The following is a 12,504-nucleotide window of genomic DNA, read 5'->3' as shown; positions in this document are numbered from 1 at the left end:
GGCTGCAACTAAGATAAGAATCTTAGTTCGTCTCTATTTTTGAATCTTTAATTAATTTAGTTATACGTATTTTTGTATAGGAAATTTCAGTAACAGATATGTCATTAGAACTTCAGTTAAAAACATTACCTAACAAACCGGGAATTTATCAGTTTTTTGATGAAAACCAGAAAATTTTATATGTTGGAAAAGCTAAAAACTTAAAAAAAAGGGTTTCATCCTATTTCAACAAAGAACATGTAGGTAAAACTAAAGTTTTAGTTTCAAAAATTAAAAATTTAAAGATTACGATTGTTGATACTGAATACGATGCCTTATTGTTGGAAAATAATCTGATTAAAGAATTTCAGCCGCGATATAATATTCGTTTAAAAGATGATAAAACCTATCCTTGCATATGCATTAAAAATGAACCCTTTCCAAGAGTTTTTTTAACCAGAAAATTAATAAAAGACGGTTCCGAATACTATGGACCCTATAGTTCCGTAGTAGTTGCCAAAGCACTGTTAGAGTTAATAAAAAGTATCTATCCCTTACGAAGTTGTAATTTAGATTTAACTCAAGAAAAAATTGAATCACATAAATTTTCCGTTTGTCTGGAATATCATATCCATAATTGTTTAGGTCCCTGTGAGGAATATCAAACGCTTGAAGATTATTTAGAAAATATCAAAGAAATACGGGATATTATCAAAGGTAATATATCTGAACCCTTAGCATCCTTACGAAAAAAAATGATGCAGTATTCTGATAAAATGGAATACGAAAAAGCACAGCAAATAAAAGAAAAACTAGATATTTTAGAAAAATATCAAGCGAAATCAACTGTTATTTCACCCACTATATCCAATGTGGATGTATTCGGTATTACTTCCGATGAATCGGCTGCTTATGTTAATTATTTTAAAATTGTAAAAGGTAGAATCATTCAATCTTATACAACTGAAATAAAAAAACAGTTGGATGAAACCGATGAAGAAATACTACAAAAAAGTATAATTGAAATACGAGAAAAATTCAATTCAGTATCTAGAATCATTTATATTCCTTTTCCTGTAGATTTAAAAATACCGGATGTAAAATTATATATTCCTAAAATAGGGGATAAAAAGAAAATTTTAGATTTATCTGAAAGAAATGCCAAAGAGTATAGGTTAGAAATGCTAAAACAGGTTAAAATTGTAGATCCCGAACGACATTCTAAACGAATTATGGCTGAAATGAAAACGCTTTTACATTTACCGGAAGAACCACGATTAATTGAAGGTTTTGATAATTCCAATATACAAGGAACAAATCCGGTTTCTGCCTGTGTTGTCTTCCGCAATGGCAGACCGAGTAAAAAAGAGTATCGTATTTTTAATGTTAAAACAGTAGAAGGACCCAATGACTTTGCAACTATGGAGGAGGTAATATACCGTAGATATAAAAGGCAATTAGAAGAAAATAACGAATTACCTCAACTTATATTAATCGACGGAGGAAAAGGTCAGTTAAGTTCTGCCTATAAATCATTGGAATTACTGGGATTGGCGGGAAAAATACCTATTATCGGGATTGCCAAAAGGTTGGAAGAACTCTATTTTCCCCATGATTCCATCCCCTTGTATTTAGATAAAACTTCAGAAACTCTAAAAGTGCTGCAAAAAGTTCGGGATGAGGCGCATAGGTATGGAATAACCAGACACAGAAATAAAAGAAGTAAAAAAACATTCACGACTGAACTGGAAACAATACCCGGAATTGGAAAAAAAACCATTGAAATACTCTTAAATCATTTTAAATCCGTATCAGCCATAAGACAGGCTAACGAAGATGAAATTCAAAAGCTTATTGGTGATAAAAGAACTTCAATAATTGTAAACTATTTTAAAACGGATAAATAAGATTTATTAAACCTCTTAAACTCGATAAAAAAGTTAATTGGATAAAATCGTTAGTATAATTAAAAGATAATAGTATTTTTACTTGTTATTTTTAATTATAAAAATTATGAATTATACATTTTATTCTAAAGTTGGATTGCTTTTTATTTTTATATTGAGTTTTCAATTATGTAGCTGCCAAAAAAGATCAACCAATCATTTAGCCGCCTTACATGCCGTAAAAAAAATTCTAACTGCCAGTACCAATCAAAGTTTTTCCGTACTAAAAGATACAGGATCATTTCTAATCAATACGAAAATGGAAGAAGCCTTACCTGATGAACTTAAGGATATTAATACGAAACTCGAAACCTTAGGCTTATCCAGTATCGTTGAAAGTGAAAAGCAAAACATCGGTAAAGCAGCTCAATCTTCGGTTAATTTATTTAAGCCTATCATTAATTCTGCAATTAAAGACATCACGCCTATAGAGGCTGCTAAAATTATAGCAGGTGGAAAGGGAGCAGCTACTCAATTTTTAAAAAAGAAAACGGAAGCGAAACTTTTTGAAGCAATACAACCCGAGGTTGAAAATGAATTAAACAGCAGTGGAGTAACCACATTGGTTAATTCTGCATTAAACAACAAAACAATTCAAAATGCCTTAGCCATGATTACGGGAAACCCTGCTTCAACAACTGAAAACGGAGCTAATTCGATTGCTAAGTACGCAACTAGTCAAATTGTTAATGGATTTTTTCAAGTAGCAGAAGAATATGAAGTAAAAAATTCCAATCTTTCTACAGATCTTATTAAATCGTTAGTTAAATAAGCTAAAAAGAAAGTTATTTTTGAATTAAACAGTATCTATCACTTAATTTTAGGCATTCGGAAAAAAAGTAAAGAAACGGTTAAAATACAGGATTAGATAACTGATTCAAGTTTTATTAAAATAAAATTAAAAAAAGCCATTCTGATTAGAATGGCTTTTAATATATCAAAGATTATTTTTTACTTTATCATTTCGTAACTTCTCTTAATAAAATCAGTAAGATCTTTACCTTTTAATATATTTTGAGAAAGTTTAGCTAAATCTAAAGCTTGTTTAATAATGGAAGCTTTTTCATCTTTGTTTTCCTTCTTTAATATCTCGGAAGCAATAGGATTATTGGTATTTACGACAAGATTATAAGATTCAGGGAAATTACCCATCATGCCGTACATTCCACCGCCCACTTGTTGCATATCTTTCATTCTTCTCATAAATTCCGGCTGAGTCAAAATAAAAGGAGCGTCATCCTTACTTAAATTTTCTAAAGAAATAGTATACGTTTTAGAATCTACATTTTCCTCAATTTCTTTTTTAAGAGATTCTTTTTCTTCATCGGTTAAAACAGATACGGTGTTTTCGTCTTTCTTGATAAGATTATTAATATGATCTGCATCTACTCGAACAAAAGAAATATTTTCTTTAGAAGTTTCCAATTTTTGAATTAAATGAGGAACTATCGGAGAATCCAATAATAAAACTTCATAGCCTTTTTGTTTAGCCGTTTGAATGTATTGATCTTGCTCATCTAAATTGGAAGCATATAAGATCACTAATTTTCCATCTTTGTCGGTTTGGTGATCTTTAATCTTATCTTTTAACTCGTCAAACGTATAATATACATGATCTATCGTAGGATAAAGCGCGAATTTATCTGATTTTTCATAGAATTTTTCTTCGGAAATCATTCCGTATTCTATTACAATTTTAATATCATTCCATTTCTTTTCAAAATCCTCGCGGTTTTCATTAATTAAAGAAACCATCTTATCAGCCACTTTTTTAGTGATGTAAGAAGAAATTTTCTTAACAGCGCCGTCAGCTTGTAAATAAGAACGTGAAACGTTTAACGGAATATCGGGAGAATCAATAACCCCTCTCAATAACATTAAGAAATCGGGAACAATGCCTTTAACCTCATCGGTAACAAAAACTTGATTTTGATATAATTGGATTTTGTCTTTATCTAAATTCAGGTTATTGGCTAATTTTGGAAAGAATAAAATTCCGGTTAAATGAAACGGATAGTCTACATTCAAATGAATGTAAAATAAAGGTTCATCAAATTGCATTGGATACAGCTCATGGTAAAATGCTTTATAATCCTCATCTTTCAATTCAGAAGGAGATTTTGTCCATGCCGGATTAGGATTATTGATGATATCATCAACGATAACCTTTTCAGGTTTGGCATCTTTATCAGCACCCTCAGGTAGCGGTAACATTTCTTCCTTAGTTCCGAATTTAATCGGAATAGGCATGAATCGATTGTATTTTAACAGCAGCTCGCGAATTTTGTATTCTTCTAAAAATTCAGAAGAATCTTCGGCAATGTGTAAAATAATTTCAGTACCGCGATCTTTTTTATCTGCAGGACCTAAATCGAATTGAGGACTTCCGTCGCAAACCCATTGCACGGCCGGAGCATCTGTATAAGATTTAGTTATGATTTCAACTTTATCGGCAACCATAAAAGCAGAATAGAAGCCTAAACCGAAATGACCTATAATGCCTTCTTTTTCAGCATCTTTGTGTTTAGAAATAAAGTCTTCAGCTCCTGAAAACGCTACTTCATTAATATATTTCTGTACTTCTTCTTCTGTCATACCGATCCCTTGATCGATAATATGAAGAGTTTTATCTTCTTTGTTTATTTTAATTTCAATAATTGGACTGCCGTATTCAACGTTAGCTTCTCCAATATTCGATAAATGTTTAAGTTTTAAAGTAGCATCGGTAGCATTAGATACCAGCTCACGTAAAAATATTTCGTGATCGTTATATAAAAACTTTTTAATCAGTGGAAAAATATTTTCAACCGATACATTAATATTTCCTTTTGCCATATATTTTTTTATTTTTTTTCGATTTATTAATGAAAATTATTTTTCAAAAGTCAAAAAAAGTACCAATGAAAATCTTATGACAAAATGACGGAAAACAAAGGTAAAAGGCGGATTAGCATTAGATAAATTTTATTTCCATTATTTAAAAATGTATTCACAAATGAATTTACTGTATACTATCCAATTTTTTATTTTCTAAAATAAGATAAATTTATTTTAATTTTTTATCTTTAATAGTTTAAATTAAAATTTTTATAAACTTAATTTTAAATATAAATAAAATGATAAGAAAAGCAGTTAAAGGAGATTGTAAAAGATTAATGGAATTAATACAAGAATTAGCCGATTTTGAAAAAGCACCGGGTGAAGTTACCGTAAATCTATCCCATTTTGAAGAAAGCGGATTTGGAAATCATCCTGTTTGGTGGGCGTTGGTAGCTGAAGATGAGAAATCTAAAACCATTATAGGTTTTGCTTTATACTATGTGCGATATTCGACATGGAAGGGACAACGCCTGTATCTTGAAGATCTTTATGTATGCCCCGATTGGAGAGGAAAGGGAATAGGAAGTCAACTTTTTGAGTCTGTAATCAAGGAAACTAAAGATAAACAATTAAACGGGATGGTATGGCAGGTATTGGAATGGAACGAAACGGCGATAGAATTCTATAAAAAGTATAATGCAAAATTTGATGCAGAATGGATCAATTGCAGTATCGATTTATAGTCTCAAGCATTTAAAAAAATATATCAAATGGTTTATTTTATAGAACAAAGTAGTTAATTTACATTTTTTTGTGTTGAATCTTTAGTTTTAGTTGTGATTTGGTAAAAAATCATTGTTAATTTAGGAATAGATTTATCGAAAATGTAAGATTTTAACAGATATATATCATTAAAAAAACAGTTATTTTTCGAATTTCATTATATTTGTAAAATTTCTTAAATTCCGTATAAAATAAGATAAATTTTATCTGAAATTATGTATTATTTGAAAATAGAGCAAAAATAATTACAATTTTTTATACTAATACTAAATTACTAACTGTAAAGAATTAATTTTGAAGAATTTAAAGTCTGATAGAACAAAGAAAGAATTAAAAAGAGGATTATCTAATCGACATATACAACTTATCGCTTTAGGCGGCTCCATAGGTACCGGTTTATTTTTAGGAATCGGACCGGCTGCTGTTATGGCAGGACCATCTGTTATTTTAGGTTATACCATTGCCGGATTTATAGCATTTATGATTATGAGGCAACTGGGTGAAATGGTGGTTGAAGAACCGGTATCGGGAAGTTTTAGTCATTTTGCCAACAAATACTGGGGACCTTTTGCAGGTTTTGCTTCCGGTTGGAACTATTGGTTGTTATACACGTTAGTAAGCATGACGGAATTAACCGCCATAGGAACGTATGTACATTTTTGGTGGCCGGAAATTCCATTATGGGTATCGAGTTTATTCTTTTTTGTGGTTATTAATTTAATTAACCTGGCTAATGTAAAGATTTACGGAGAAGCAGAATTTTGGTTTTCAATCATAAAAGTTATTGCAATCATTGCTATGATTGTTTTTGGAAGCTATCTTTTGATAAGCGGTTCGGGAGGCCCTAAAGCATCCATAACTAATTTATGGAACGACGGTGGATTTTTTCCTAAGGGCTTATTTAATTCAGATGGAGCAGGAGGTTATCAAGGGTTACTTGCCGCAATGGCTTTCATTATGTTTTCTTTCGGAGGGTTGGAGCTGATCGGGATCACTGCTTCGGAAGCAGAAAATCCTGAAGTAACTATCCCTAAAGCAACGAATCAGGTAATATACAGAATCCTTATTTTTTATACCGGAGCTTTACTGATCTTATTTTCACTTTCTCCGTGGAGAGAAATAACAACAGGAAGCAGTCCGTTTGTAACTGTTTTTGATACCCTTAACGGTTTTAGTTTTACATTATTAGGTCATACTTTCTATTTTACAAGCATCATTGCAAATGTTCTGAATGTGGTGGTTTTAACTGCAGCCCTATCTGTTTATAATAGCAGCGTGTACAGTAACAGTAGAATGTTATACGGTTTGTCCGTACAAGGAAATGCTCCTAAATTTTTATCGAAACTGAATGCCAATCATGTACCGGTAATGGCCATATTGGTTTCCGCCTTATTTGCTGCTGTTTGTGTTATTGTAAACAAAGTTATGCCGAAAGAAGCTCTTAATTATTTAATGTCGTTAGTAGTTTCTTCTCTAATCATCAATTGGATAATCATCAGTTTAACCCATTTTTATTTTAAAAGAAGTAAAAATAAAGAAGGAGTGTTTAAAACTAAATTTCCTTCTTTATGGTTTCCGCTGGGAAATATTATTTGTTTGATATTCTTAGTTGGAATTTTACCCATTATGTGGTTTACCGGTATGGAATTATCTATTGAGCTTATTCCTGTATGGTTGTTTGTTCTGTATTTCTGTTATAGATTTCCTAAATATAAATGGATCTTAATAATTGTATTTTTAGCTTATTTTCTCTGGAGAATTTACAGCATAATTTAGTGGGTTATTATATTTTCAACCATACCAATGATTAAGAAAACAGATTTGGGTTCTAATTAATGTAAAAAAATTAATTAGAACTAGTAAGCTTTTCTAAAGCATATTGTATCATTTTATCTACAGAGGAATAAGGATCTTTACTAAAAGTACCTGCATAACGGTTGGCTACAATAGTGTTTAATGATAAAGCACGATGACCCATCAATTGAGATAAACCGTAAATGGCTGAAGTTTCCATTTCAAAATTGGTAATTCTGTGATTATTATATTCGAAACGATTAAGTTTTTCGTTCATCTTTTCATCATCTAAGTCCAAACGTAAAATTCTTCCCTGTGGACCGTAAAAACCAATAGCGGTTGCAGTGATACCGGCTCTGACGGCTGAATTTTCACACATAAGGTCCAGTAATTCCTGAGAGCCGTCTACTACATAAGGAACTGCTCTTTTATTATTCCAGTTGGTTTGAGATATAAAAGCTTTTGCAATTTCATTAGTGTAAAAATTTTCAGTACCTGCATAAAAGCTCATTAAACCGTCAAATCCTAATCCTTTAGTTGAGGCAACCATAGTATCTACCGGAATATCGGACTGTAAAGAACCTGAAGTTCCTAATCGAACAAAAGTAAGTCGGGTAGGGGTAGATTTAATTTTCTTATTAACTAAGTCTATATTGGCAAGGGCATCCAACTCATTCAAAACGATATCAATATTATCGGTACCCATACCTGTGGATATTACAGTAAGCCTTTTTCCGTTAAGTGTTCCCGTGTGAGTAACTATTTCTCGTTTTTGAGACGTAACTTCAACGGAATCGAAATATTGTGACACTTTAGGTACGCGTCCCGGATCTCCAACCAGTATAATGGTATCTGCCAGCTCTTCGGGTTTGATATTGCAATGATAAATACTCCCGTCGGGATTTAATACTAATTCTGAATTTGATAATTTAGAAGCCATAGTTTGTAAAGCTAATTTTTTTAAATTTAATATCTATATTTTATCCGCCCACTCGTTTTACGGAAAATCCTTTTTCTTTTAAAATATTCATTATTTTATCTCGATAATTTCCCTGAATAACAATAATTCCGTCTTTGGCAGATCCACCCACACCTAATTGGGATTTTAGTTCTTTGGCAAGTTGTTTTAAATCTTCATCTGCTCCGTTATAATTTTCCAAGATAGTAACGGGCTTACCATTTCTTCCTTTTTTTTCATATTTACAAATAATAGGGTCCTCCTGCATAAATAATTCTTTTTCAGGGGTGGAAGATGATTCTTCAGGTTCTTCAAACTGATGATTCGGAAATAATTTCTTAAGCTGATCTTGCAAATCCATGGTGTTGCTTTATATATACAATTACGAAATTAGTAATTTTTTATTGTTAAGAATTGATTTTACTTACCTATAGTTTGAAATTATTGTAAGGAATTGTTTCAATCGATAAAAAATTTACTTATGAAGAAATAAAAAACTTATTATATGTATTTGATTAATTATTATTTATTTAAAAATATCTTGAATTAAATACGTTGAAGCTTACAAGCAAAAAAAATACTATTTAAACATTAAATAGTATTTTTTTAAACTTTTTTATTCTATTACATTGATTTTATGATCTTGTCCATTTCCAATCTGGATTTTGGAGTTTTAGAAGGTTGATTATTATCATCCGGATTTCTATATCCAATGGCTACAGCAAAAAGGGTAGTATAATCGTTGAGTTTCAATATTTCATTATATTTTTTAGGCTCAATGCCTTCCATGGGAGTACTGTCAATACCTAAGGCGGCACAGGCACTTAAAAAGAATCCTAAGGATAGATATACTTGTTTTTGAAACCAAGATTTTATTTCAAATTCTGATTGCGGTTTCAGTACTTGATTATAATAAGCCATGCTGCCTTCAGGCAAATAATTAGGCATTTCCTCTTCAAATTTTTTGACATTATCCAGAGCAGTAAACACTATGATATGGCTGCAATCTTTTATTTTTTGTGAATTAAATTCAGAAGCTCCCGCTAATTCGTCTTTTAGTGACGGATCTGATATAAAAAAGAATTTCCAAGGTTGGCTGTCGATGGAAGAGGGACTAAGCCTCAAGATTTCTTTTAATTTTTGAATATTTTCTTCAGAAACTTTTTTAGTGGGATCGTATAATTTAGTAGTATACCTGGTTTTTGCTAATTCCAAAAAATCCATATTTTCTAATTTTAAAATTTAAATAATTATTTATTCTGTTACTAAGTTATGAAGATATGACGAATTAATAAAATTATAGAGCTAATACAGAGATATTTTTTACTATTTGTTTAAAATCTTACAATAACAAAAATTTAATCAGCATTATTTTAAATGCTCTTTAAAAAATCGTTCCAATGTATCAAAAGGAATGATTTTTATTTTATCATATAAATCTACATGAACAGCATTTGGAATTAGTAGTAATTCTTTAGGTTCTGAAGCCGATTGATAGGCATCTTCACTGAAATATCGTGAATGTGCATTTTCTCCGGCAATTAATAATATTGGTCGGGGAGATATTTCTTTAATATAGGTTAAGATAGGCATATTCATAAAGGAGAGGGGATTGGTAGCATTCCAAGCTCCCGTTGAATTCAAAGAACGTTCATGAAATCCTCTGGGTGTTCGGTAGTAATCGTAATAATCTTTTACAAATTGCGGTTCATCGCCATTCAATTTCACAGGATTTAATAAGGGGCCTGCATGAAAAATGCCATTTTCTGCATCTTTCCATCGTTGCTCACTCAATTGCTTTAAAATGTTGGTTCGTTCTTCTAAAGTCATTTTATCAAAATATCCTTTAGACATCACCCGGGACATATCATACATACTTGTTGTGGCAACAGCTTTTACTCTTTTGTCTACTGCCACAGCGTTTAGGGCAAATCCTGCCCATCCGCAAATACCAATAATTCCAATTTTATTTTTATCTACATTTTTTTGAATTCCCAGAAAATCAACGGCTGCACTAAAATCTTCAGTATTAATATCGGGAGATGCTACATTACGAGGTTCACCGCCGCTTTCTCCTGTATAAGAAGGATCAAAAGCCAATGCAATAAAACCTCTTTCTGCCATTTGATTGGCATACAATCCCGAAGCTTGTTCTTTAACTGCTCCAAAAGGTCCACATACAGCAAGGGCGGGTAGGGGGGTATTAGTGTGTTTTTTAGGGATATATAAATCTCCGGTAAGAGTAATTCCGTAGCGATTTTTAAATGTAACTTTCTGTCTTGTTACCTTATCGCTTAACGTAAATGTGTAATGTTCGGTTTGTTTCGTCTGATTCATTTCTACTTGATGTTTATTTTGTTGACCGGCTGCCCAAATAACTAGGTTCATAGTCAGTAACAGGATTATTTTTTTCATTCGTTGAGGATTAATGGTATTAATAAAATCATTATTTCAAACCTATTAATGATATAAGTGTATGGTTAGAATGATATTTATTTTTTTCAAGTAAAAATATAATGGGATTTCTTTTTTTATTTTGTTGTACGGATCATTTTAGTATTCTGTAAGGCTCAATTCTTTTTATTTGCCTTGAACTAAAAGAGAGAGTTAGAGAAAAATAATAATGGGATTGCTTTAATTTTTATTTTTAATTAAAAGCATTCTAAAAAAATTTCTCCATATGTATTAATGAACCATAGTTTTTATGGAAGGAGAGAAATTAAGAGCTCAAAAAAGAGATTTTTAGTATAGAATCATTGTTTTAACCTATCTAAAATATCTTTCATTAATTGGGTTTTCTCTTTTTCACTTTCTAATAATCGTTCAAAAAGTTCCATAATTTTGTCTACAGGATTAAAAGTTGGGCAAAAATTATATAAAGAATTTCCTGAGGCATTATCATTATTGTTTACAGTGTTTGAAAAAATACTTACCGCTTGATCTTCATCAAAATTTTTTATAGCATCTGAGGGAACATTTAAAATTTTAGCAATTTTTTGAAGTATTTCTTCTTCAATATCTTCTTTTGCTTCTAATTTAGATATGTAAGCTTGAGTAACATCCAATTCTATAGCCAACGTTTCTTGTTTAATTCCCAATATTTCACGAAAACGTTTTATATTTCTTCCCTGGTGTATTTTTCTAGGGGTAGTATTATCTATTGTCATAAAGCAAATGTACTAATTTATCTTTGAGCTAATTTACAAAAAATTTAAAATAAGAGATAAATTTTAAAATTAAATAGTAGAACACAGATTGACACAAATCAATATTTTAGATATTCAAAGCGAAAGGTATAATATCTAAAAAATTATTTACTTAAAAAAGCTAATAAAATTTTTTTCACAACATCAATATACTCATATTTAAAAATATTTTAAACTAAAAAGAAAGTTTGTAAAATAAAGAAACAAAAGCTTGATAATAATGAAATTCATATAATATCTCACTGTATAAATTATGCTTATATTGGATAAAATATAAAATTTTTATTACATTTGTAAATAAAAATATTTAATCATGAAAAAGATCATTATTGCTTGCCTGGTATCAATTTTTCTGGTATCGTGTTCAAATCCTTTAAATAAAAAATTTGATCCCAAAACATTTGATACAGATTATGAAGCTATTTTAAAAAGTAAAAAACTAGATAAAGAAGATGAAGAATTACTTGCAGCAATGGCATTTTTTGGAAATCGATCTTCAATAGGCAAAACATATAAGCAAATTTTAAAGGAAGCTAAAGAAAAAGAAAAAGAAAGAAAAGAATTAGCAGAAAAATCTGCAAGAGAAAAAGCAGAAAAGGAAGAAAAGATTAATAATGCTATAACTATTTCGTTTTATGATTATTATTTTAAACCTACGGATGTTGATCATTTATTTACCTCTTATCATGTTTTTAAATATGCTGTTCAAAATAAAACAGATAAAGAAATTGTTGGAGTTAAATTTACTTACACAATCTATAATACTTTAGGTGAAATGATTGGTTTATCTAATACGGTTAGTTTGACCGATAAAAGAATACCTCCCAAAGAATCTATCCAAGCTGAAACTGAGATTGCTAAAGGACGAAGTGAAAAAGAAAAAGATATTAATGAGTCCAATTTTCGAAATTTAAAATTTAAAATTACTATAGAAAAAATTGTTTTTGCCGATGGTACTCAATTAGAAAATTAAACTTATATTACCTAATGTTAAAAGCCTGATAGTTAATGCTATCGG

The 12,504-nt window shown here is 30.5% G+C and carries 11 protein-coding genes; 5 read left to right on the top strand and 6 right to left on the bottom strand.

The features are described 5' to 3' along the window. Positions 1 to 98: 98 nt before the first annotated feature. Complete coding sequence (gene uvrC, locus C4S75_RS07150; protein WP_105297616.1) at positions 99 to 1,886, top strand: excinuclease ABC subunit UvrC; 1,788 nt, start codon at positions 99 to 101, stop codon at positions 1,884 to 1,886. A 106-nt stretch (positions 1,887 to 1,992) separates the two neighbouring features. Beyond that, complete coding sequence (locus C4S75_RS07145) at positions 1,993 to 2,697, top strand: DUF4197 family protein (protein ID WP_105297615.1); 705 nt, start codon at positions 1,993 to 1,995, stop codon at positions 2,695 to 2,697. Between the two features lie 179 nt (positions 2,698 to 2,876). Here C4S75_RS07145 and htpG read toward each other — a convergent pair whose 3' ends face one another. After that, the gene (gene htpG / locus C4S75_RS07140; RefSeq protein ID WP_105297614.1) at positions 2,877 to 4,760 is read right to left on the bottom strand and encodes a molecular chaperone HtpG; all 1,884 of its coding nucleotides are present in this window, start codon (positions 4,758 to 4,760) and stop codon (positions 2,877 to 2,879) included. A gap of 281 nt (positions 4,761 to 5,041) precedes the next feature. Here htpG and C4S75_RS07135 point away from each other — a divergent pair, with 281 nt between their 5' ends. Beyond that, the gene (locus C4S75_RS07135; RefSeq protein ID WP_105297613.1) at positions 5,042 to 5,488 is read left to right on the top strand and encodes a GNAT family N-acetyltransferase; all 447 of its coding nucleotides are present in this window, start codon (positions 5,042 to 5,044) and stop codon (positions 5,486 to 5,488) included. 334 nt (positions 5,489 to 5,822) lie between these two features. Beyond that, on the top strand, positions 5,823 to 7,304 hold the full coding sequence (locus C4S75_RS07130; protein ID WP_105297612.1) for an amino acid permease: 1,482 nt from the start codon (positions 5,823 to 5,825) through the stop codon (positions 7,302 to 7,304). A 70-nt stretch (positions 7,305 to 7,374) separates the two neighbouring features. Here C4S75_RS07130 and C4S75_RS07125 read toward each other — a convergent pair whose 3' ends face one another. The 5 genes from C4S75_RS07125 to C4S75_RS07105 all read right to left on the bottom strand — a co-directional run bounded on the left by C4S75_RS07125 (position 7,375) and on the right by C4S75_RS07105 (position 11,447). Further along, positions 7,375 to 8,262, bottom strand: a complete 888-nt coding sequence (locus tag C4S75_RS07125; RefSeq protein ID WP_105297611.1) for a nucleoside phosphorylase — start codon at positions 8,260 to 8,262, stop codon at positions 7,375 to 7,377. A gap of 40 nt (positions 8,263 to 8,302) precedes the next feature. Next, complete coding sequence (locus C4S75_RS07120) at positions 8,303 to 8,641, bottom strand: translation initiation factor (RefSeq protein WP_105297610.1); 339 nt, start codon at positions 8,639 to 8,641, stop codon at positions 8,303 to 8,305. A 263-nt stretch (positions 8,642 to 8,904) separates the two neighbouring features. After that, positions 8,905 to 9,504 (bottom strand): nitroreductase family protein, encoded by a 600-nt coding sequence (locus tag C4S75_RS07115; protein ID WP_105297609.1) that lies wholly within the window; start codon positions 9,502 to 9,504, stop codon positions 8,905 to 8,907. A 144-nt stretch (positions 9,505 to 9,648) separates the two neighbouring features. Then, positions 9,649 to 10,695 carry an alpha/beta hydrolase gene (locus C4S75_RS07110; RefSeq protein WP_105297608.1) on the bottom strand — a complete coding sequence of 349 codons (1,047 nt, stop codon included), beginning with the start codon at positions 10,693 to 10,695 and terminating at the stop codon, positions 9,649 to 9,651. 338 nt (positions 10,696 to 11,033) lie between these two features. Next, the gene (locus C4S75_RS07105; RefSeq protein WP_105297607.1) at positions 11,034 to 11,447 is read right to left on the bottom strand and encodes a helix-turn-helix transcriptional regulator; all 414 of its coding nucleotides are present in this window, start codon (positions 11,445 to 11,447) and stop codon (positions 11,034 to 11,036) included. A gap of 352 nt (positions 11,448 to 11,799) precedes the next feature. Here C4S75_RS07105 and C4S75_RS07100 point away from each other — a divergent pair, with 352 nt between their 5' ends. Further along, positions 11,800 to 12,459 carry a hypothetical protein gene (locus C4S75_RS07100; RefSeq protein ID WP_105297606.1) on the top strand — a complete coding sequence of 220 codons (660 nt, stop codon included), beginning with the start codon at positions 11,800 to 11,802 and terminating at the stop codon, positions 12,457 to 12,459. Positions 12,460 to 12,504 lie beyond the last annotated feature (45 nt).

The sequence above is a fragment of the Apibacter sp. wkB309 genome (genome assembly GCF_002964915.1).
In the GTDB taxonomy this organism is placed as follows: Bacteria; Bacteroidota; Bacteroidia; order Flavobacteriales; family Weeksellaceae; genus Apibacter.
Note: the sequence above shows the minus strand (reverse complement) of the source record. Positions and strands in the feature narration are given on the sequence as shown.

Bases quoted from the DNA above. Each gene is read 5' to 3' on its own strand.
- C4S75_RS07100 (WP_105297606.1), top strand. From the start codon at position 11,800: ATGAAAAAGATCATTATTGCTTGCCTGGTATCAATTTTTCTGGTATCG.
- C4S75_RS07135 (WP_105297613.1), top strand. From the start codon at position 5,042: ATGATAAGAAAAGCAGTTAAAGGAGATTGTAAAAGATTAATGGAATTA.
- C4S75_RS07145 (WP_105297615.1), top strand. From the start codon at position 1,993: ATGAATTATACATTTTATTCTAAAGTTGGATTGCTTTTTATTTTTATA.
- C4S75_RS07115 (WP_105297609.1), bottom strand. From the start codon at position 9,504: ATGGATTTTTTGGAATTAGCAAAAACCAGGTATACTACTAAATTATAC.
- C4S75_RS07120 (WP_105297610.1), bottom strand. From the start codon at position 8,641: ATGGATTTGCAAGATCAGCTTAAGAAATTATTTCCGAATCATCAGTTT.
- C4S75_RS07110 (WP_105297608.1), bottom strand. From the start codon at position 10,695: ATGAAAAAAATAATCCTGTTACTGACTATGAACCTAGTTATTTGGGCA.
- uvrC (WP_105297616.1), top strand. From the start codon at position 99: ATGTCATTAGAACTTCAGTTAAAAACATTACCTAACAAACCGGGAATT.
- htpG (WP_105297614.1), bottom strand. From the start codon at position 4,760: ATGGCAAAAGGAAATATTAATGTATCGGTTGAAAATATTTTTCCACTG.
- C4S75_RS07125 (WP_105297611.1), bottom strand. From the start codon at position 8,262: ATGGCTTCTAAATTATCAAATTCAGAATTAGTATTAAATCCCGACGGG.
- C4S75_RS07105 (WP_105297607.1), bottom strand. From the start codon at position 11,447: ATGACAATAGATAATACTACCCCTAGAAAAATACACCAGGGAAGAAAT.